Source organism: Paracoccus haematequi (genome assembly GCF_900631945.1).
Taxonomy (GTDB): Bacteria; Pseudomonadota; Alphaproteobacteria; order Rhodobacterales; family Rhodobacteraceae; genus Paracoccus; species Paracoccus haematequi_A.
In genome coordinates this window covers 25,370-45,805 of the sequence record NZ_UZWE01000031.1, presented here as the reverse complement: position 1 = coordinate 45,805, position 20,436 = coordinate 25,370, and the positions used below count along the sequence as shown (strand labels likewise).

General features: G+C 65.9%; 22 protein-coding genes and 1 pseudogene. 13 read left to right on the top strand and 10 right to left on the bottom strand.

Annotation, left to right across the window (positions count from 1 at the left end; genetic code table 11):
* Positions 1–7 precede the first annotated feature (7 nt).
* The 4 genes and pseudogenes from PARHAE_RS11280 to ppk2 all read right to left on the bottom strand — a co-directional run bounded on the left by PARHAE_RS11280 (position 8) and on the right by ppk2 (position 5,316).
* Positions 8–2,197 carry a heavy metal translocating P-type ATPase gene (locus PARHAE_RS11280; protein WP_126154717.1) on the bottom strand — a complete coding sequence of 730 codons (2,190 nt, stop codon included), beginning with the start codon at positions 2,195–2,197 and terminating at the stop codon, positions 8–10.
* A 1-nt stretch (position 2,198) separates the two neighbouring features.
* Entirely contained in the window at positions 2,199–2,663 is a 465-nt protein-coding gene (locus PARHAE_RS11275; RefSeq protein ID WP_126154761.1) for a FixH family protein, read from the bottom strand.
* Complete coding sequence (ccoG, locus tag PARHAE_RS11270) at positions 2,663–4,213, bottom strand: cytochrome c oxidase accessory protein CcoG (protein ID WP_126154716.1); 1,551 nt, start codon at positions 4,211–4,213, stop codon at positions 2,663–2,665. The genes PARHAE_RS11275 and ccoG overlap by 1 nt, the downstream gene beginning before the upstream one ends.
* A 99-nt stretch (positions 4,214–4,312) precedes the next feature.
* A pseudogene (ppk2, locus tag PARHAE_RS11265) lies at positions 4,313–5,316 on the bottom strand (polyphosphate kinase 2).
* Between the two features lie 144 nt (positions 5,317–5,460).
* On the opposite strand from ppk2, the gene PARHAE_RS11260 reads away from it, so the two are divergent.
* The 5 genes from PARHAE_RS11260 to PARHAE_RS11240 all read left to right on the top strand — a co-directional run bounded on the left by PARHAE_RS11260 (position 5,461) and on the right by PARHAE_RS11240 (position 10,036).
* Positions 5,461–6,120 carry a glutathione S-transferase family protein gene (locus PARHAE_RS11260; RefSeq protein ID WP_126154715.1) on the top strand — a complete coding sequence of 220 codons (660 nt, stop codon included), beginning with the start codon at positions 5,461–5,463 and terminating at the stop codon, positions 6,118–6,120.
* 191 nt (positions 6,121–6,311) lie between these two features.
* Complete coding sequence (gene parE, locus PARHAE_RS11255; RefSeq protein WP_126154714.1) at positions 6,312–8,270, top strand: DNA topoisomerase IV subunit B; 1,959 nt, start codon at positions 6,312–6,314, stop codon at positions 8,268–8,270.
* A gap of 1 nt (position 8,271) precedes the next feature.
* Positions 8,272–9,105 (top strand): thymidylate synthase, encoded by an 834-nt coding sequence (locus PARHAE_RS11250; RefSeq protein ID WP_126154713.1) that lies wholly within the window; start codon positions 8,272–8,274, stop codon positions 9,103–9,105.
* A gap of 1 nt (position 9,106) precedes the next feature.
* Positions 9,107–9,586, top strand: coding sequence for a dihydrofolate reductase (locus PARHAE_RS11245; protein WP_126154712.1), 480 nt, complete (start codon positions 9,107–9,109; stop codon positions 9,584–9,586).
* A 21-nt stretch (positions 9,587–9,607) separates the two neighbouring features.
* Positions 9,608–10,036: a VOC family protein gene (locus PARHAE_RS11240; protein WP_126154711.1), complete on the top strand. Its 429-nt coding sequence runs from the start codon at positions 9,608–9,610 to the stop codon at positions 10,034–10,036.
* A 12-nt stretch (positions 10,037–10,048) separates the two neighbouring features.
* Here PARHAE_RS11240 and PARHAE_RS11235 read toward each other — a convergent pair whose 3' ends face one another.
* Both PARHAE_RS11235 and PARHAE_RS11230 read right to left on the bottom strand, forming a co-directional pair.
* Positions 10,049–10,549 carry a MarR family winged helix-turn-helix transcriptional regulator gene (locus PARHAE_RS11235; protein ID WP_126154760.1) on the bottom strand — a complete coding sequence of 167 codons (501 nt, stop codon included), beginning with the start codon at positions 10,547–10,549 and terminating at the stop codon, positions 10,049–10,051.
* Between the two features lie 128 nt (positions 10,550–10,677).
* The gene (locus PARHAE_RS11230; RefSeq protein ID WP_126154710.1) at positions 10,678–10,968 is read right to left on the bottom strand and encodes a succinate dehydrogenase assembly factor 2; all 291 of its coding nucleotides are present in this window, start codon (positions 10,966–10,968) and stop codon (positions 10,678–10,680) included.
* 86 nt (positions 10,969–11,054) lie between these two features.
* Between PARHAE_RS11230 and PARHAE_RS11225 the strand changes: the two genes are divergently transcribed.
* Positions 11,055–12,257 (top strand): pyridoxal phosphate-dependent aminotransferase, encoded by a 1,203-nt coding sequence (locus PARHAE_RS11225; RefSeq protein ID WP_126154709.1) that lies wholly within the window; start codon positions 11,055–11,057, stop codon positions 12,255–12,257.
* Positions 12,258–12,302: 45 nt separating this feature from the next.
* Complete coding sequence (locus PARHAE_RS11220; RefSeq protein ID WP_126154708.1) at positions 12,303–12,683, top strand: baeRF12 domain-containing protein; 381 nt, start codon at positions 12,303–12,305, stop codon at positions 12,681–12,683.
* A 36-nt stretch (positions 12,684–12,719) separates the two neighbouring features.
* Here the strand turns inward: PARHAE_RS11220 and PARHAE_RS11215 are convergent, their stop codons facing one another.
* A complete protein-coding gene (locus PARHAE_RS11215) occupies positions 12,720–13,502 on the bottom strand; it encodes a 3-hydroxybutyrate dehydrogenase (RefSeq protein ID WP_126154707.1) in 783 nt (260 codons plus the stop codon).
* A 302-nt stretch (positions 13,503–13,804) separates the two neighbouring features.
* On the opposite strand from PARHAE_RS11215, the gene PARHAE_RS11210 reads away from it, so the two are divergent.
* Genes PARHAE_RS11210 through PARHAE_RS11205 form a run of 3 tightly spaced genes read left to right on the top strand, consistent with a single transcriptional unit; the run spans position 13,805 to position 16,097 of the window.
* Positions 13,805–15,631, top strand: coding sequence for an extracellular solute-binding protein (locus tag PARHAE_RS11210; RefSeq protein WP_420899404.1), 1,827 nt, complete (start codon positions 13,805–13,807; stop codon positions 15,629–15,631).
* Positions 15,628–15,756: a hypothetical protein gene (locus PARHAE_RS21895; protein ID WP_277600668.1), complete on the top strand. Its 129-nt coding sequence runs from the start codon at positions 15,628–15,630 to the stop codon at positions 15,754–15,756. The genes PARHAE_RS11210 and PARHAE_RS21895 overlap by 4 nt, the downstream gene beginning before the upstream one ends.
* On the top strand, positions 15,756–16,097 hold the full coding sequence (locus PARHAE_RS11205) for a hypothetical protein (protein WP_126154705.1): 342 nt from the start codon (positions 15,756–15,758) through the stop codon (positions 16,095–16,097). Before PARHAE_RS21895 ends, PARHAE_RS11205 begins: the two co-directional genes overlap by 1 nt.
* Positions 16,098–16,100: 3 nt before the next feature.
* Here the strand turns inward: PARHAE_RS11205 and PARHAE_RS11200 are convergent, their stop codons facing one another.
* Positions 16,101–16,427, bottom strand: coding sequence for a YnfA family protein (locus PARHAE_RS11200; protein WP_126154704.1), 327 nt, complete (start codon positions 16,425–16,427; stop codon positions 16,101–16,103).
* 115 nt (positions 16,428–16,542) lie between these two features.
* Between PARHAE_RS11200 and PARHAE_RS11195 the strand changes: the two genes are divergently transcribed.
* Complete coding sequence (locus PARHAE_RS11195) at positions 16,543–17,430, top strand: cation diffusion facilitator family transporter (RefSeq protein WP_126154703.1); 888 nt, start codon at positions 16,543–16,545, stop codon at positions 17,428–17,430.
* Positions 17,431–17,432: 2 nt separating this feature from the next.
* Here the strand turns inward: PARHAE_RS11195 and xth are convergent, their stop codons facing one another.
* The gene (gene xth / locus PARHAE_RS11190) at positions 17,433–18,218 is read right to left on the bottom strand and encodes an exodeoxyribonuclease III (RefSeq protein WP_126154702.1); all 786 of its coding nucleotides are present in this window, start codon (positions 18,216–18,218) and stop codon (positions 17,433–17,435) included.
* A 62-nt stretch (positions 18,219–18,280) separates the two neighbouring features.
* On the opposite strand from xth, the gene PARHAE_RS11185 reads away from it, so the two are divergent.
* Positions 18,281–18,850, top strand: a complete 570-nt coding sequence (locus PARHAE_RS11185) for a hypothetical protein (protein ID WP_126154701.1) — start codon at positions 18,281–18,283, stop codon at positions 18,848–18,850.
* Here PARHAE_RS11185 and PARHAE_RS11180 read toward each other — a convergent pair.
* Complete coding sequence (locus PARHAE_RS11180; protein ID WP_126154700.1) at positions 18,847–19,170, bottom strand: HesB/IscA family protein; 324 nt, start codon at positions 19,168–19,170, stop codon at positions 18,847–18,849. The genes PARHAE_RS11185 and PARHAE_RS11180 overlap by 4 nt on opposite strands.
* 75 nt (positions 19,171–19,245) lie before the next feature.
* Between PARHAE_RS11180 and PARHAE_RS11175 the strand changes: the two genes are divergently transcribed.
* Positions 19,246–20,403 (top strand): deoxyguanosinetriphosphate triphosphohydrolase, encoded by a 1,158-nt coding sequence (locus PARHAE_RS11175; protein ID WP_126154699.1) that lies wholly within the window; start codon positions 19,246–19,248, stop codon positions 20,401–20,403.
* Positions 20,404–20,436: the final 33 nt, after the last annotated feature.

Sequence of the window (20,436 nt, the reverse complement as noted above, 5' to 3'; positions counted from 1 at the left end):
TTCCCCTTCAGTCCCGCAGGCGCAGCGCGTTCAGCGTCACGGTGATCGAACTGATCGACATCGCCAATGCTGCGATCAGCGGCGTCACCATCCCGGCCACAGCCAGCGGCACCGCCACGATATTATAGGCGATCGAGATCGCAAAGTTCTGTCGGATGCGGCGGGTGGCAAGGCGGGCGGTCGCCACGGCCTCGGCCACGGGCACCAGATCGCTGCCAGTCAACACCATGTCGCTTGCCACCCGCGCCGCGTCAAGGGCGCTTGCGGGCGAGATCGAGGCATGGGCGCGGGCAAGCGCCGCCGTGTCGTTCAGCCCGTCGCCCACCATCAGGACGCGCGCGCCCTGGGCGGCAAGATCGGCGACCATGGACTCTTTCCCCTGGGGATCGACGGCGGCGCGGAAGTCCTGGATGCCCAGGCGATCGGCCAGATCCGCCACCGCCGCCTGCCGGTCGCCCGAGATCAGCACGACACCCAGCCCGGCCTTGCGCAGCGCCGCCACGCAATCCGCCGCGCCAGGACGCAGCTCGTCGGTGAATTCCAGGCGCACGGGGGGCTGGCCCTCGATCGCAAGCCAGGTCGCACTGGTGGGCCTGTTTTCATCGTCGTCGGCCACGCCCAGCCAGTCGGCCCGGCCCAGCCGAACCACCCGTCCCTGCCAGCGCCCCGAGACGCCGAAGCCCGGATGTTCGGTCACCTCGGTCAGGTCGGCCGGCCGATCCTGCAAGGCCGCGGCCAGGGCGACCGACAGCGGATGCGAGGAGGCCTGCGCCAAGGCGCGGGCGACCGGGCGCAGATCGGCGGGCAGCGGATCGGCGCTGACCAGGACCGGACGGCCCATGGTCAGGGTGCCGGTCTTGTCGAAGACGACCGTATCGACCTCGGCCAAGCGTTCCAGGGCGGTGCCGTCCTTGATCAGCAACCCGCGCCGGAACAAGCGGCCCGAGGCCGCCGTGGCGACCGCCGGAACCGCCAGGCCAAGCGCGCAGGGACAGGTCACGATCAACACCGCCGCCGCGATGTTCACGGCCAGGCGCAGGTCGCCCGTGGCCCATATCCAGCCCGCAAAGCTGCACAGCGCGATCAGGTGAACGCTGGGCGAATAGGCGCGCGAGGCCCGGTCCGCCAGTGACGTATAGCGCCCGCGCGCGGATTCCGCGGCCTCGACCAAGGCGGTCAGGCGGGCGAGCGACGAATCGCGCCCGGCCGCCGTCACCCGCAGCACCAGCGGGCCGGTCAGGTTCACCTCGCCCGCCGACAGCATCTGGCCGGGCGCGGCCAGCACCGGCAGGGTTTCTCCGGTCAGCAGGGCGCGGTCGATTTCCGACCGGCCCTCGACGATCTCGCCATCGGCGGGAATCCGGGCGCCGGGGCGGATGCGGATCAGGTCGCCGGGACGCAGCATGGCGACGGGGACCACCTGTTCGGCCCCGTCTGCCAGCAATGTGGCGCGCGGAACCTCCAATGCGGTCAGTTCGGCGGCGGCGGACCGGGCAATGGCGCGGGTGCGATGATCCAGGTAGCGGCCGATCAGCAGGAAGAAGCACAGCATCGTCACGCCGTCGAAATAGGCGTGATGGCCGGAATTCATCGTCTCATAGACAGAGATCGCGCTGGCCAGGATCAGCGCCAGCGAGATCGGCACGTCCATGCCCAACCGCCCGACGCGCAGCGCGGACCAGGCGCTGCGGAAGAAGGGCTGGCCCGCGAAGAAAACCGTGGGCAGCGCGATGGCGCCGCTGATCCAGTGGAACAGGTCGCGGGTCGCGGCCTCGGCACCCGACCAGACGGCGACCGACAGGATCATGATGTTCATCATCGCGAAACCGGAAACGCCGATCCGCATCAGCAGGTCGCGGCCCTGCCGGTCGGCGGTCGTCGCCGACAGCGCGTCGGGATCCAGTTCATGCGCCTCGTATCCTACGCCCGCCAGCACCGGGATCAGGTCGTCGGCGGTCAGGCCCGGCGCATCGACCGTGACGCGGCGCAGGGTCAGGTTGACGCGCGCCGACTTGACGCCGGGATGGGCGGTCAGCGCGGTTTCCACATCGGTGATGCAGGCCGCGCAATGGGCGGTCGGCAGAGACAGGATGACGGTGCCCTGCGCGATCTCGGCCCGGTCGGCCAGCCGTTGGGCCAGGGGCGCGGCATCGCAGGCAGGGCAGGCGCTGAAGCCCGAGGCTGTCAGGTCGGCCATATCAGTTCACCCGTGCCCCGGCGTAATGGTCCAGCCGCTGCCGGAACGGAGTGCCGTCCGGCGACATCGCCTGGACATGGATGTTCCAGATCCCCGGTTCCAGCACCAGCGGCGCGCGATAGACGCCCCCCACCACCTGGAACTGCGGCGTCACGTCGGCGCGCGTGTGCGTGGGCCGTCCGATCGTCGCGGTGAAATCGCGCAATATCGGATGGGCGCCGGTGCGGTCGACGATCTCGATGGCGATCTCCTTGCCGTCATAGCTGGCCCTGGCCGTCCAGCCCAGGCTTTCCTGCGCATGCCTGTCGCGGTCGAATTCCTGGGACGCGACATAGCTGTTCTTGACCTCCAGCCCCGGAAAGCTGCCGACGGCCAGGAAGGCCATGACCAGGTTGACGGCGATGATGACGCCGAAGGCCGCCAGCGTGATGATCAGAACATGCCGCCCCGTCAGTTCCCTAGTCATCATTCGCCCTTTCCGTGGAAGACGGTCCCGACCGAGGCGGCCGTTCCGTCGACATCGTCGCGCACCACCAGATCCAACGCTGTCGTTTCCGCCGATGCAAGCGGCGATCCGACCGGAGCCGTCACATAGAGCCTGCGGCTGAGGGTTTCGTCGGCCGGCACCTGAACCGTGCCGCCGGATGCGCCCTCGACAGCAAGGGTCAGGTCATCGGCACCTTCGACCGCGAAGCTGAAGCTGCGCGCCTCGTGCTGCTTGTTGCGCAGGCGCACCTCGTAGGTGTTGCGGATGGCGCCGTCCGACAGGGTGACGAACAGAGGATTGCGGACCGGCGAGACGTTCAGATCCAGCGGCGAGCGGACGAACAGCGCGACGATCAGCCCGATGCCGATCCCGGACCACAGCGTGAAATACAGGATCGTGCGGGGGCGGAAGATATGCCGCCAGACCGATTTCGGCGCGGCGCCCGCGCGTTCGGCGGTCTCGTCCTTCAGGGCCATATAGTCGATCAGCCCGCGCGGCTTGCCGATCTTGTCCATGATCTCGTCGCAGGCGTCGATGCACAGCGCGCAGGTGATGCATTCCATCTGCTGGCCGTCGCGGATGTCGATGCCCATCGGGCAGACGTTCACGCAGGCCATGCAGTCGATGCAGTCGCCCGCCGAATCCACCGGGATCGGCCCGCCGACGCCGGTGCGCACGCCGGGATAGGGCACCGGCGGATATTGACCCCCGGCGGTCGGACCGGCCGCGTGGCTTTCGGATTCGGCCTTCAGGGCGACGGCGGCGGGGCGGTGGCGGACATTGCCCTTGCCGCGCGGTTCCCCCCTCCATTCGCGATAGGCGACGGTCAGCGTGTCCTCGTCCATCATCGCGGCCTGGATGCGCGGCCACGGGCAGGCATAGATGCAGATTTGTTCACGCGCGAAGCCGCCGAAGAAGAAGGTCGTCGCGGTCAGGATCGCCATGGTGATATAGGCGACCGGATGCGCGTCGCCGGTCAGCAGGTTGCGCAGCAGCGTCGGCGCGTCGGTGAAATAGAAGATCCAGGCCCCGCCGGTCATCAGCGCGATCACCAGCCAGACCGCCCATTTCGCCAGGCTGAGGCGGATTTTCTGCGCGTCCCATTTCTGGCGGTGCAGGCGGATGCGGGCGTTTCGGTCGCCCTCGATCCAGCGTTCGACAAGGATGAACAGGTCGGTCCACACGGTCTGCGGGCAGGCATAGCCGCACCACACCCGCCCCAGGGCGGATGTGAACAGGAACAGGCCCAGCCCCGCCATGACCAGCAGGCCCGCCACGAAATAGAATTCGTGGGGCCAGATCTCGATCCAGAAGAAGAAGAAGCGGCGGTTGGCCAGATCGACCAGCACCGCCTGATCGGGCATGGTCGGGCCGCGGTCCCACCGCAGCCAGGGCATGACGTAATAGACCGTCAGGGCCACGGCCATGACGATCCACTTGAGGTTCCTGAACCGCCCTTGCACACGCTTGGGGAAGATCGGCTCCCGCTTGGCGTAAAGGCTGGGGGGGTCCATCTCGGGGGTGGACATTGAAGAATCGCTCCTGTTTCGCCCATCGGGTCTAGACCGGACGGGCGGTGGATTCCTTGACCTGCATCAAATGCAAGGCGGCGCGCCCCGTCCGCCGCGTCAGGCCTGACGGACGGCGGTCTTGCGGATGTCGGGATGCAGCGCGCGGCCCAGGATATGGGCGGCGCTGTGGACGACATGGGTCGCGGGGCCGACGATCAGCGGGTCGGGCGGCACGGCGATGGCCGGATCCTTGTCGGGATAGTCCAGCGTCGCCAGGAAATGCCTCATGCAGTTCAGGCGGGCACGCTTCTTGTCGTTCGACTTGACGATGATCCATGGCGCATCGGCGGTGTCGGTATAGAAGAACATCGCCTCTTTCGCCTCGGTATAGTCGTCCCACTTGTCCAGGCTGGCCTCGTCGATGGGCGACAGCTTCCAGCGTTTCAGCGGGTCGGTCTTGCGCGCCTCGAACCGCGCGCGCTGTTCGTCCTGCGTGACCGAGAACCAGTATTTGTAAAGCCGGATGCCGGACCGCACCAGCATCCGTTCGAATTCCGGCGCCTGGCGCATGAATTCCAGGTAATCGTTGCCGAACAGAACCCCATCACCCGTTCGACCCCGGCGCGGTTGTACCAGCTGCGGTCGTAAAAGACCATCTCGCCCGAGGTCGGCAGATGCCGGACATAGCGCTGGAAATACCATTGCCCCCGCTCCTCGTCCGTGGGCTTGTTCAAGGCGACCACGCGGGCGGCGCGGGGGTTCAGGTGTTCGTTGAACCGCTTGCTGGTGCCGCCCTTGCCCGCCGCGTCGCGCCCTTCGAACAGGATCACGAATTTCTGGCCGGTGTCCTGCGCCCAGATCTGGACCTTCAGCAGTTCGGCCTGCAACAGCGCCTTTTCGGCCTCGTACTGGCGGCGGCTCATGCGAGTTCGATAGGGATAGCGTCCGGTCTCGAAAGCCTCGCGCACGGCATCGGGATCCGACGGCGCCCTGGTTCTGCGGGTCGCCCGCTGCGGGGCGACAGGAGCATCTTCGGGGGTTTCCTCGGCGGCCGGGGGAACCGCGTCTGCCTGGATCTGGGGTTCGGCAGGTTCGCGGCTGGCAAGAAGGTCATCGGCCATGGATCGTCCTTTCGCAAAGCCTCTTGGCGGGATGTCACGATTCTGTCACGGATGCCGATCGCCCGCCTTGCGCAGGATCAAATCATCGTGCTTTCCGGCGATCTTTTGCTGACGTAACCTGCACCCCCGACGAAGGAGCCTTTCATGCTGACCATCCACGGCGTCACCCGTTCGCGTGCCTCGCGCATCGTCTGGCTGTGCCACGAAATCGGGCTGGAGTTCCGCCAGAACCCGGTGATCCAGGCCTATCGCCTGGCCGATCCCGACGCGCCGGACGCGCCGTTGAACACCCATTCGCCGTCCTTCCTGGCGCTGTCGCCCGCCGGGACCATTCCGGTGATCGAGGATGACGGCCTGACCCTGAGCGAATCCCTGGCCGCCACGCTGTATCTGGCGCGCAAGTACGGCGGCGATCTCGGCCCCGCCGACTTGTCCGAAGACGCCCTGATGATGCAGTGGAGCTTCTACGCCGCGACCGCCATCGAACCCGATGCGCTGACGATCCTGTTCCTGCACGCCCCGTCGCGCCTGCAGGCGGGCGAGGATCAGGCCCATGTCGCCAATGCGGCCGAACGCCTGATCCGCCCGCTGAAGGTCGTCGAGGCGCATCTTGCCACCCACGCCCATCTGGTCGGCGGCCGCTTCACCGTGGCCGACATCAATCTGGCCGAAATCCTGCGCTATGCCCAAGGCTATGCAGAGTTGATGGGCCAATTCCCGGCGACGATGGCCTGGCTTGAGGAATGCCAGTCCCGTCCTGCCTTCCGCAGGATGTGGGAGGAACGCCTCGCCGAACCGGAGTGAGGCAGGGACAGGCAATCCTATACGCATAAAAGAATGACATGACCCGCCTGCCGACCCATCACATCTGCACGATGACGAATCGCGCGAACCGCATAGGGTTCCTGAAGGCTCCGGCGGGCATGATCCGGCGGGCTGGCCTTGGCCGCGCTTGCATGAGATAGTTCCCCGACCCAGAACAAGAGCAGACCCAGATGGCCGACGACCTTCTTTCCGCCGTTGACGCGACAGACAGCTATTCCGCCGCCTCGATCGAGGTGCTGGAGGGGCTGGAGCCGGTCCGCAAGCGCCCCGGCATGTATATCGGCGGCACCGACGAACGCGCGCTGCATCACCTGGTGGCGGAAATCCTCGACAACTCGATGGACGAGGCGGTGGCGGGCCATGCCACCCGGATCGAGGTCGAACTGCTGGCCGACTACAGCGTGGTCGTGCGCGACAACGGCCGCGGCATCCCCATCGACCCGCATCCGAAATTCCCCGGCAAGTCCGCGCTCGAGGTGATCCTCTGCACGCTACACGCGGGGGGCAAGTTCTCGGGCGACGCATACCAGACCTCGGGCGGGCTGCACGGCGTCGGCGCCTCGGTCGTGAACGCGCTGTCGGACGTGATGATCGTGCAGGTCGCGCGCAACAAGGAACTGTTCGAACAGCGGTTCTCGCGCGGGATTCCGCAGGGGCCGGTGGCGAAGATCGGCGCCGCCCCCAACCGGCGCGGGACCACCGTCACCTTCCACGCGGACGAGGAGATCTTCGGCCATCACCGCTTCAAGCCCGCGCGGCTGCTGAAGATGGTGAAGTCCAAGGCCTATCTGTTCAGCGGCGTCGAAATCCGCTGGAAATCGGAGATCGACGATGGCGAGACCCCGCGCGAGGCCACATTCCATTTCCCTGGCGGCCTGGCGGACTATCTGTCCGAAACCCTGACCGGCGCCAGCACCTATGCGGACCGCCCCTTCGCGGGCAGCGTCGATTTCCGCCGCCAGGGCGCGCCGGGTAAGGTCGATTGGGCGATCAACTGGACGCCGGTGCGCGACGGCTTCATCCAGTCCTATTGCAATACCGTCCCGACCCCCGAAGGCGGCACTCACGAGGCGGGCTTCTGGGCCGCCATCCTGAAGGGCGTGCGCGCCTATGGCGAGCGGATCAGCAACAAGAAGGCCGCCAACATCACGCGCGAGGATCTGCTGACCGGAGGCTGCGCCCTGGTATCCTGCTTCATCCGGGAACCGGAATTCGTCGGCCAGACCAAGGACCGCCTGGCCACGACCGAGGCTGCCCGGCTGGTCGAGAACGCCGTGCGCGATCATTTCGACACCTGGCTGGCGGCGGATACGAAATCGGCGGGCGCGATCCTGGATTTCCTGATCCTGCGGGCCGACGAGCGTCTGCGCCGCAAGCAGGAAAAGGAAACCGCGCGAAAGACCGCCACGAAAAAGCTGCGCCTGCCCGGCAAGCTGGTGGATTGCAGCGCGACCAGCCGCGAGGGAACGGAACTGTTCATCGTCGAAGGCGACAGCGCGGGCGGATCGGCCAAGATGGCCCGCGACCGCACCACCCAGGCCCTGCTGCCCCTGCGCGGCAAGATCCTCAACGTGCTGGGCGCGGCGTCCACCAAGATGGGGGCCAACCAGGAAATCAGCAATCTGTGCCAGGCCCTTGGCGTCGATATGGGATCCCGCTTCAAGATCGACGATCTGCGCTATGACAAGGTCATCATCATGACCGACGCCGATGTGGACGGGGCGCATATCGCCAGCCTGCTGATGACGTTCTTCTTCACGCAGATGCGGCCGATGATCGACAAGGGCCACCTGTATCTGGCCTGCCCGCCGCTCTATCGGCTGACGCAGGGGGCGCATCGGGTCTATGTGGCCGACGATGCGGAAAAGGAACGGATGCTGGCCAAGGGCCTGGGCGGCCGCGGCAAGATCGACGTGCAGCGGTTCAAGGGCTTGGGCGAGATGGACGCCAAGGACTTGAAGGACACGACGATGAACCCGAAGACGCGCAAGCTGATCCGGGTCAGCATCGACGATGACGAAGGCGGCGAAACCGGCGATCTGGTGGAACGGCTGATGGGCAAGAAGCCGGAACTGCGCTTCGAATACATCCAGGAAAACGCGCGTTTCGCCGAAGAACTGGACGTCTGACATGCGGCAATATCACGACGCCCTGCGGACGGTCCTGGAACAGGGGCTGGAAAGCACGGACCGCACGGGGACGGGCACGATCAGCCATTTCGGGCTGCAATGCCGATACCCGCTGGCCGAAGGTTTTCCGCTGGTCACGACCAAGAAGCTGCACCTGAAATCGATCATCCACGAACTGCTGTGGTTCCTGTCGGGCGACACGAATGTCCGTTACTTGCAGCAGAACGGCGTCTCGATCTGGGATGAATGGGCAGACGCGAACGGCGACCTGGGGCCGGTCTATGGCCGGCAGTGGCGGCATTTCCCGAAGCTTGTGCCCAGCGGGCTGAATGCCGAAGGACGCCCGCTGTTCTTCGCGGGCCAGGTCGATCAGATCACCGATCTGGTGGAGGCGATCCGCCAGACGCCGGATTCGCGCCGCCTGATCGTGTCGGCCTGGAATCCCGGCGACGTGCCTGACATGGCGCTGCCGCCCTGCCATACGCTGTGGCAGGTGCGGATCCTGGCGGGCAGGCTGCATTTGCAGCTTTACCAGCGGTCGGCGGACATGTTCCTGGGGGTGCCGTTCAACATCGCCTCCTATGCGCTGTTGCAGGTGATGCTGGCCCATGTGACCGGCTATGAGCCGGGCGATTTCATCCATGCCATCGGCGACGCGCATATCTATTCCAACCATCTGGAGCAGGTGCGGACCCAGCTTGCGCGAACCCCGAAGCCCCTGCCCCGGCTTCGCCTGCGCCGCGACGTGCCGTCGATCTTCGACTTCCGCTATGAGGATTTCGAGGTGCTGGACTATGATCCCGATCCGGCCATCAAGGCCCCGGTGGCGGTCTGAGATGCTGACCCTGATCGCAGCACGCGACCGCAACGGCGCCATCGGCAAGGACAATGACATCCCCTGGCGCGCGCCCGAGGATCTGGCCTTCTTCCAGCGCGAGACGACCGGGGGGGCAGTCGTCATGGGCCGGAAGACCTGGAAAAGCCTGCCGATCAAGCCGCTGAAGAACCGCCTGAGCCTGGTCATCTCCTCGGATCCGGCGACGGCCGAACAGGTTTTCGCCACACCGGAGGCCGCAGTCGATCACGCCCACCGCACGGGCCATCGCCGGGTCTATGGGATCGGCGGGGCGGGCATCTATCGGGCACTGCTGCCGCTGGCCGACCGGCTGCTGCTGACCGAGGTGGACCTGGCGGTGCCGGATGCAGACGCGTTTTTCCCCGCCTTCGACCTGGACCAATGGGACTGCCTTGGGTCCGTAGGCCTGCGCGCCGACGCCCCGCGCTGCACCCTGTTCGAATACCTGCGCCGCCGCTGACCCAAAAACGGAGGATACCCGATGAACATCCGCTATCTGCACACCATGGTCCGGGTCGCCGACCTGGACAAGACCATGGAATTCTTCAGGCTGCTGGGGCTTGAGGAAACCCGTCGCGTCGACAACGACAAGGGCCGCTTCACCCTGGTCTTCATGGCCCCGCCGGGCCAGCCGGAATGCCCGGTCGAATTGACCTATAACTGGGACGGCGACGAGGGCCTGCCCTCGGACAGCCGCCATTTCGGCCATCTGGCCTATCGCGTCGGCAATATCTATGACCTGTGCCAGAAGCTGATGGATGCAGGCGTCATCATCAACCGGCCGCCGCGCGACGGACACATGGCCTTCGTGCGCAGCCCGGACAACATCTCGATCGAACTGTTGCAGGAAGGCGATGCCCTGCCCCCGGCCGAGCCTTGGGCCAGTATGGAAAACACCGGCCACTGGTAGGGCTGCCGCCGGTCAGTAGATGTAGCGGATCTGTTCCAGCCAGAACCGTTCGATCCGGCGGCTTTGCAGGTTGACCTGTTCCAGAGGGGGGTCTTCCAGCACGCCGGACATCGCAAGGCCTTCGGCGTGGCGCAGGAACAGGCGGTGGACCATGTCGCGCACCGCCTGGCCATCTTCGGTCAGCTTGACCCGCACCGAACGGCGATCCATGTCGCAGCGTTCGTGATGGACATAGCCCATCGTCACCAGCTTCTTCAGGTTATAGCTGACATTCGATCCCTGATACATGCCGCGGGTCCGCAATTCGCCCGCCGTCACCTCTGCCCCGCCCAGGTTATAGAGGATCATCGCCTGGACCGGAGTCAGATCGTTCCGACCCAGCCGTTCGAATTCGTCCTTGACCAGATCCAGCATCAGCCGGTGCAGCCGTTCCAGAAGCTGCAAGGATTCCAGATAGGCTTCTGTCGTATCTGCCAGATCCGGCAGGGCCTGAACATCGGCCTGGGGGCGCATATCGCGCGGCGCGGGGGAAATCATGGCGGCTCGCGGTCCTGATTTGTTCGTCATGTCCGCATCATTGCCGCAAAAATGAAAATCTTCAGTTAATGCCGCAAAACTTCCGCAGAAGATTAGAGAAAGTTTTAGCGAATGGGTTTCAGGCGATCCGCCGCATGGTCGGCAATGCGGTCCAGGATGGCCGCGATTCCGGCAGGACCGCGCCCGGCACCGCCATTGATCCGCGCGGTGATCCACAGATACAGATCCTGGTCGTTTTCCGACAGCACGGCCTCGTAGGCGTCCAGGTCCGCCGCGCCCAGCGTCGCCAGGGGGCCGTCGGCGAAATGGCCCAGGATCAGGTCCATTTCCTTCATCCCCCTGCGCCAGCTGCGCATCTTCAGGCGGCGCAGACGGGTTTCAGCCGATTCGATCATTGTTCCATCCTTCTGGCGCGCTTGCCGTCCCTGACCGGGCAGCATAAGCCATGCGGGCAAGACGTTCAAACCACCAAGGGGCGCCCATGGCTTTCCTGTCCGACCGCCTGAACCGGATCAAGCCCTCTCCGACCATCGCGATGACGACCCGCGCGGCCGAATTGCGGGCACAGGGCCGAGACATCATCGGCCTCTCCGCCGGAGAGCCGGATTTCGACACACCCGCCCATATCCGCGATGCCGCCAAGGCCGCCATCGACGCCGGCCACACGCGATACACCGCCGTGGACGGCACGCCGTCGCTGAAACGGGCGATCCGCGACAAGTTCGCGCGGGAAAACGGGCTGGATTATGCGCCCGCGCAGATCACGGTCGGCACCGGCGGCAAGCAGATCCTGTTCAATGCGCTGATGGCCACGCTGGACGACGGCGACGAGGCGATCATCCCCGCCCCCTACTGGGTCAGCTATCCCGACATGGTGCTGCTGGCAGGGGGTGTGCCGGTGATCGTCGAATGCGGTCTGGACCAGGGCTTCCGCCTGACGCCCGAAGCGTTGGAGGCCGCGATCACTCCGCGCACCAAATGGCTGATCCTGAATTCGCCGTCGAACCCTTCGGGCGCGGGCTATGACCGCGCGGCGATGCAGGCGCTGACCGATGTACTGCTGCGCCATCCGCAGGTCTGGGTGCTGGCGGACGACATCTATGAGCACCTGGTCTTCGACGGCTTCGAATTCGTCACCCCCGCCCAGGTCGAACCGCGCCTGAAGGACCGGATACTGACGATGAACGGCGTCAGCAAGGCCTATGCGATGACCGGCTGGCGCATCGGCTATGGCGCGGCGCCCGAATCGCTGATCAAGGCGATGGCCAAGCTGCAATCGCAATCGACCTCGAACCCCTGCTCGATTAGTCAATACGCGGCCGAGGCGGCGTTGACCGGGCCGCAGGACTATATCGCGGAAAGCCGCGCCGTCTTCCAGCGCCGCCGCGACCTGGTGGTGGCCGGGCTGAACGCCTGTCCCGGCATCGACTGCCCGACGCCGCAGGGGGCCTTCTATGTCTATCCCTCGATCGCGGGGCTGATCGGCAAGACATCGGCCGCGGGAACGGTTCTCACGGACGACGAAGCCTTCGCGAATGCTCTGCTGGATGAGGCCGGGGTGGCGGTGGTGTTCGGCGCGGCCTTCGGCCTCAGCCCGCATTTCCGCATCTCGTACGCGACCAGCGACGAACAATTGACCGAGGCCGTCGCCCGCATCCGCCGGTTCTGCGAAGGCTGCAACTGACCTCGGCAGAGGCGCGTTAACCGGCAGCACAAAACGGAGACTGACATGCTGCCCCATAACGCCCTGGTTGTCGTGGCTGACGGCCATTCCGCAAGGTTGTTCCGCAATACGGCGAAGCATGGCCTGGAACTGACCGAGACCGAACAGCTTACGCTGGCAAGTCTCAACAGGCCCAAGGCAGGCGATGCCATTCCCGATGTGGTGCCCGGCGACGATCCAGACCTGTTCGCGGCGCAACTGGCCGACCACCTGAATGCCATGGTGCTGAAGCACAAGGTGGACGACATCGCGGTGATCGCCGACCCTTCGACCTTGGGCGTCCTGCGCAAGCGGTATCACAAGGAATTGCAATTCCGCCTGCGCAAGGAAGTGACCAAGAACCTGTCCAATTCCGACCTGCGCGCCATCGAGGACGCGCTGGCCTGACCCGTGAGCGCCGCCCCCGACCGGGCGGCGTTTCCGTTACATCGCGGTCCAGCCGCCGTCGACGCTGATGGTCGTGCCGGTGATCTGCGCGGCCGCGTCGCTGCACAGGAAGGCGGTGGTGTCGCCCAACTGTTCCACCGTCACGAACTCCTTGGACGGCTGGCGTTCCAGCATCACCTTCTGGATCACCTCGTCCCGGTCCATGCCGTATTCCTTCATGGTGTCGGGAATCTGCGCCTCGACCAGCGGGGTCAGGACATAGCCGGGGCAGACGGCGTTGCAGGTGATCGGTTCCCGCGCGGTTTCCAGGGCCGTCACCTTGGACAGCCCGATGATCCCGTGCTTGGCCGCGACATAGGCCGACTTGAAGGCGCTTGCCGTCAGGCCGTGGGCCGATGCGATATTGACGATCCGGCCCCATCCGGCGGCGCGCATCAGCGGCAGGGCGGCCGCCGTGGTGTGGAAGGCCGAGGACAGGTTGATCGCGATGATCGCGTCCCATTTCTCGGCCGGGAAGTCCGGGATCGGCGCGACATGCTGGATGCCGGCGTTGTTGACCAGGATGTCGCAGCGCCCCGCCCGTTCGATCAACGCGCGGCATTCGTCGCCCTTGGACATGTCGGCCCCGATATAGCGGACGGCGACACCGTGTTCGCGGGCCAGGGACTCGGCCAGGGCATGATCCTCGTCCCGGTCGGTGAAGCTGTTCAGGACGATGTCGGCCCCGGCCATTGCCAGACGATGCGCCACCCCCAGCCCGATTCCAGAGTTAGACCCCGTCACGATTGCGGTTTTACCACCTAGAAATTTTTGGAACATCGCGCCCCTCCTCACTGACCGCTTCAAGGGCCTGACAAGGCGTGCCAAGCCGTTTGCGGGTGCAGCATGAGGAAAAAAAAGCGCCCGCACAAGGCGGGCGCAAGTCATGAGGCAGGTTTCATACAGGCAAGAAACCTATCGAGCAGTAAGCCATTTATACGCCAACGCATGTCAGAGTCCAACGAAGAAGTTTGCCCCGCCATTGACGATCCCCGCCCGAGTTTGTTGAATTTGTATCGAAAACAAGAAAAGCGGGCAGTCGGGCGATGCGAATCTTAAGAAACCTTAACAAATCCGTGCTTATGCGCGCCTTGTGCCTGATTTCCGGGGCTTTTCTGGGTGTTGCATCAATGTCGCTGGCAAGCCGCGCCGAGCCTCTCCACGGGCTTGCGATGTATGGCGAACCCGCTCTGCCGAAGGGATTTTCGGCCCTTCCCTATGTCAACCCCGACGCGCCCCAGGGGGGGATGATTCGCCTCGCCGAACCGGGAGGCTTCGACTCGCTCAAGCCCTGGGTGCTCAAGGGCAATGCTGCATGGGCAATCGGTGTGCATGTGACCGAAACCCTGATGTATCGCACCCTGGACGAGCCGTTTACCCTTTACGGCCTTCTGGCGCAGTCGGTCGAGGTCGCGCCGGATCGGTCCTGGGTCGAATTCACGCTGCGCCCCGAGGCGCGGTTCTCGGACGGCTCGCCGGTCACCGTTGCCGATGTGATGTGGTCTTACGAGACTTTGGGAACGCAGGGCCACCCCCGCTATCACGGCGCCTGGTCCAAAGTCGCGAAGATGGAGCAGACTGGCGACCGCAGCCTTCGCTTCACCTTCGCCGAGAACGACCGCGAACTGGCGATGCTGATGGGCCTGCGCCCGGTCCTGAAGAAAGCCCAGTGGGAGGGGAAGGATTTCGCCGCATCGGGGTTGGAGGCGCCGATCGGGTCCGGCCCCTATGTGGTGGATCGGGTCGATCCGGGTCGCATGATCACCTTCCGGCGCAACCCCGATTACTGGGGCAAGGATCTGGCGGTCAATCGCGGGCGCAACAACCTGGACGTGATCCGCTATGACTATTTCGGCGATGCGAACGCCATGTTCGAGGCGTTCAAGGCAGGCGAGGTCACCGTCTGGAGAGAACTGTCGGCGCTGAAATGGGACCGCGACTATCACTTTCCGCTGATCGCGCGCGGCGATGCGGTCAAGGCGGAAATCCCGAACGGGCGTCCCTCGGGGATCATGGGTCTGGTGATGAACACCCGCAATCCGCTGTTCGCCGACTGGCGCGTCCGGCAGGCGATGATCGAGGCGTTCAACTTCCGCTTCATCAACGACACGCTGAACGGCGGCAAGGATCGGCGCATCACCTCTTATTTCGCCAATTCCCGCTTGGCGATGCAGCCCGGCCCCGCCACGGGCCGCGTGGCCGACCTGCTGGCGCCCTTTGCCGCCGACCTGCCGCCTGGCACACTCGAAGGCTATGCCCTGCCCGAAGGATCGGACCGCGCCCTTGACCGGGCGGGCTTGCGCCGGGCCATCGCGCTGTTGTCCGATGCCGGCTGGACCGTTCAGGACGGCGTCCTGCGCGACGCCCAGGGCCGCCCCTTCGCGTTCGAGATCCTGCTGAACCAGTCGGGCACCGCGATGCGCACGGCGTCCGAAACCCAGCAGATCGCCGACATCTATGTCCAGGCGCTGCGGAACCTGGGGATGCAGGCGCGCATCACCTTGCTGGATTCGGCGCAGTTCGTGCAGCGCACCAACGAATTCCAGTTCGACATGACCTGGTACGAACGCGCGCTGTCGCTGTCGCCCGGCAACGAACAGATGCTGTACTGGGGATCCGCCGCCGCCGACCAGCCGGGCAGCCGCAACTGGATGGGCATGAAAAGCCCTGCGGCCGAATCCGTGATCGCCGCGATGGTCGCGTCGCGGACGGATGCCGACTTCACTGCCGCCGTCCAGGCGCTGGATCGAATCCTGACGGCGGGACGTTACGTGATACCGGCCGGGTTCTCGCCGGTCTCGCGGCTGGCCCATGCCGCGGACCTGCGGTATCCTGCCGGGACAACGCCGCTTTACGGAGATTGGCCGGGCTTCATGCCCGAGCTGTGGTGGCAGGAGGCAGAGAAATGAGAGCAGTGATAGGCGCGCTTCTGGCCTGCGCGATGCTGGCCGGGTGCAACACGGTCGCGGGCGTGGGCGAAGACATAACCGGGGTCGCCAACTGGGCGCAGTCCTCGATGGGAGGCGGATACTGATGAAATGGCAGCATGTGCAGCAGAACTGGGCCGCCTTCTATGAGGCCATCGTCGAGAAATGGCCCGAGGTCGACGAATCCGACCTGGACGAGATCGACGGCGATCAGCGCGCCTTCGTGGCCTATCTGGCCGAGGCAACCGGGCAGGAGCCATCCGAAATCCGCGAGGAACTGCGCGAATGGCTGGCCGGGGAAATCCCGTCCGACGTGGTGATGGACCCCACCCATGACAACCACTCCATCGCGCTCAGCGCCAAGTATGTGGGCGAGGGCGAGGATGAATTCGCCGACGACGCCCGTTTCGGCGATGACGACGAATATCCCGACGACGGCGACGACTGACCGTCAGGCGGCGCGCGGTCCCCACAGGATCAGCGCCGCGCCCGCCAGGCAGATCGCAGTGCCGGTCACGTCCCATTGATCCGGCCTGCGCCCCTCGGCCAGCCACATCCACAGAACCGAGGCGGTGATGTAGACCCCGCCATAGACGGCATAGGCCCTGCCCGCGTGATCCGCCGGGCTGAGCGTCAGAAGCCAGGCGAACAGCGCCAGCGATGCCATGCCGGGGACCAGCCACCAGGGCGACCTGTTCAGCCGCAGCCAGGCCCAGAAGGCGAAGCAACCGGCGATCTCGGACAGGGCGGCGGCGAGGTAAAGCGCGAATGGCTGCATTCCGCCATGGCTAGTCAAACCGGCCCGCGCCGTCCAGCACCCCTTTCCAGTTGCAACTGGCGCCGGGTTCTGTCAGATGCCGCCCGACGGGGGGATGACACGAAGGACCGTCGCGATGAACCGCACCATCAGAATCGCCAGGGGCAGCATCGCAATCGGGATCGTGGTCCTGGGGCTGAAGACCCTGGCCTGGTGGCTGACCGGATCGGTGGCGCTGCTGTCGGACGCCTTGGAAAGCACCGTCAACGTCGCGACCGCCTTGGCCGCGCTGATCGCCATCCGCATCGCCCAGCGGCCCGCCGATCCTGGCCATCCTTATGGCCACCACAAGGCGGAATTCCTGTCGGCCGTTCTGGAAGGCGTGATGATCATCGTCGCCGCGATGCTGATCCTCCAGGAAGCCTATCACGGCATCCGCAACCCCCGCCCGCTGGACGCCCCGGTTCTGGGACTGGCGATCAACGCCTTGGCGGGGATCGTCAACGCCGTTTGGTGCGGCGTTCTGATCCGCCAGGGGCAGCGCCTGAAATCGCCCGCGCTTGTGGCCGATGGGCGGCATCTGCTGTCGGATGTCGTGACCTCGGCCGGGGTGATCCTGGGGGTGGCCCTGGCCGCCGCCACCGGACATGCGATCCTGGATCCGATCCTGGCGGCGGGGGTGGCGGTCAATATCCTGTGGTCGGGATGGAAAGTCATGACCGCCTCGCTGGGCGGGCTGATGGACGAGGCGGTGTCCGACGACATGCTGCGCGACATCAGGGCCACGATCTCGGACCATGCCGCCGGCGCGATCGAGGCGCATGACCTGCGCACCCGCCACGCGGGCAGCATGACCTTCATCGACTTTCACCTGGTGGTGGACGGAGACACGCCGGTCGCCCAGGCCCATGCCATCTGCGACCGGATCGAGGCCGCGCTGAAGCGGAAACTGGACGACGCCCAGATCACCATCCATGTCGAACCCGAACACAAGGCCAAGCATTCGGGCGTGCTGGTGATCTAGGCTCAGGCGGCCAGCCTGACCCAGACGGGAACGTGATCGCTGGGCTTTTCACCCGCGCGGGCTTCCTTGTCGATGCCGGTCTCGATCAGCAGGTCGGCGGCCTGCGGGGACAGCAGCAGGTGGTCGATGCGGATGCCGTCGTCGCGCGACCAGGCGCCCGCCTGGTAATCCCAGAAGGTGAACGGCCCGCGCGTGGCCCAGGGGTCGCGGATCCGCACCGCATCCGTCCAGCCCTGATGGAGGATCCGCCGGAATGCCGCACGGCTTTCCGGCAGGAACAGCGCGTCATCGACCCAGGCCTGCGGCCGGGCCGCGTCGCGGGGTTCGGGGATGATGTTGAAATCGCCCAGCATCACCACCGGCATCTCGCTGGCCAGCAACTCGGCGCCACGCAGGCGCAGCCGCTCCATCCAAGCCAGCTTGTAGTCGTATTTCGGCCCCGGCGCGGGATTGCCGTTCGGCAGATACAGCCCGGCGATGCGGACCGGGATAGAATCGATCACCGTCGCCTCGATATAGCGGGCCTGTTCGTCGGCCTCGTCGCCGGGCAGGCCGCGCGCCACATCCTCAAGCGGCAGCCTGGACAGGATCGCCACGCCGTTGAAGCCCTTTTGCCCGTGGGTTTCGACGGTCCAGCCCAGATCCTCGAAATGCTCGCGGGGGAAACCTTCGTCCACAGACTTGATTTCCTGCAGGACCACCACGTCGGCCCCGGCGGCGGCCAGCCAGTCGGTCAGCGCCTGGATGCGCGCCTTGACGCCGTTGATGTTGAATGTCGCGATCTTCATGGCGGCACCATGACCGCCCGCGCGCCGATTGGCAACCAAGCGTCATGCGGTTACGATGCGCCATGCGCCGCGTGTTCGCCCTGCTGATGATGATCGCCCTGGCCCTGCCCGCCTGGGCCGAGGATCGGCCGCGCGCCGGGCTGATGTGGAACCGCAGCGGCCTGCCCGCGACCCTGCCGCTGGTGGTCAAGACCATGCCGGGCCGCGATTACGTCGTGTTCCTGGCCCCGCAGGACGGCGGCGATCCGGTCATGGCGGGCTATATCCACGGCGGCGAATTCTTCCGGCTGCTGGTGCCGCCGGGAACCTGGACGGTCCTGTTCGCCCATGGCCGCGAATGGCAGGGCGAGGACGCGCTGTTCGGCCCACTGACCGAGTGGACCCGGATGGACCGGCCGATGAGCTTCGGCGCGGGCGTCGCGCGCAAACAGGGCCACATCATCCGCCTGATCGAGAATGGCGGCCAGATGCAGATCGTGTCCGCCGGGCCGCTGGATCTGTGCCAGGGCCTGACCCTGACCACCGAACGGATCGACCTGGACGACAAACGCGACGATCCCAACCGGCTTCCGACGCCCGGCCTCCGCAGGCTGGACAACGACCTGGATACCCGCAGCCGCGTCTGCGGCTAGATGGAAAAGGACGTGCCGCAGCCGCAGCTGGACGAGGCGTTGGGATTGTCGATGACGAATCGCGCCCCGATCAGTTCGTCGGCGAAGTCGATGATGGCCCCCGCGAGATAGGGCAGCGACACCGGATCCACCACGACCCGCTGGCCCGCGCCTTCCAGCACCAGGTCGTCGGCCTCGGCCTGGTCCAGGCGGATGTCGTACTGAAAGCCTGAACAGCCGCCCCCGGCAACCGCCACGCGCAGCGGGCGGGCATCGCCCGATTCGTTGATCTCGGCCAGGCGGGCAAAGGCGCGTTCGGTGACTTTCGGAGGCAGGTTCATGGGGCGTTTCCGTTTTCGAAGGCCTGCCCTAGATATAGGCTCGACAGCACCTGTTGCAAGGAAGGCCCTGCCCCTGTGAACGCCCCCTATGCCTGCCATCCCGATGCCAGCCGCGGGCGGCTGCATCCCGAACGCATGTCCACCTTCCGCAGCCCCTGGCAGCGCGACCGCGACCGGATCATCCATTCCAGCGCCTTCCGCCGCCTGAAGCACAAGACCCAGGTTTTCGTCGAACATGACGGAGAGGCGTATCGCGGCGATTATTTCCGCACCCGCCTGACCCACACGATCGAGGTCGCCCAGGTCGCCCGCACCATCGCCGCCGCCCTGGGCCTGAACACCGACCTGGCCGAGACCGTGGCCCTGGCCCATGATCTGGGCCACCCGCCCTTCGGCCATACCGGCGAAGACGCCCTGGCCGCGCTGATGGCCCCCTATGGCGGCTTCGACCACAACGCCCAGGCGCTGCGCATCGTCACGCGGCTGGAACGCCATTACGCCGATTTCGACGGGCTGAACCTGACCTGGGAGGCTCTGGAGGGTATCGCCAAGCATAACGGTCCCGTCACCGGCCCCCTGCCCTATGCCCTGGCCGAGGTGAACGCCGAATGGGATCTGGAACTGCACACCAACGCCAGCGCCGAGGCGCAGGTGGCGGCAGTGGCCGACGACGTGGCCTATAACCACCACGACCTGCATGACGGACTGCGCGCCGAACTGTTCACCGAGGATGACCTGGCGGAACTGCCCGTGGTCGGTCCCGCCTTCGCCGAGGTGGACCGGCTTTACCCCGGCCTCGACCCCACCCGCCGCCGCTACGAGGCGCTGCGCCGGGTCTTCGGCGTCATGGTCGAGGACGTGATCGCCGTGGCCCAGAACCGCTTGGCGGGGTTGCAGCCGCAATCGGCGCAAGACATCCGCGACATGGACGGGCCGATCATCCGCTTTTCCAAGCCGCTGTATCAGAACATCAAGGCGATCAAGTCTTTCCTGTTCGCGCGCATGTATCGCGCGCCCTCGGTCGTGGTCGAACGCGGCAATGTCACCGCGATGCTGAACGACCTGTTCCCGCTGTTCCTGCGCGATCCGGGCCAGATGCCCGACCATTGGTCCCGCATCGCGCGCGACGCGGTGGACGAGACGCAATGCGCGCGTATCGTCCTGGATTACGTGGCGGGCATGACCGACCGCTTCGCCATCGCCGAACACCAGCGGCTGTTCGGGCACGGCTGACGGGTTGACCGGGGCCTGACCGGCCCCGGCGCT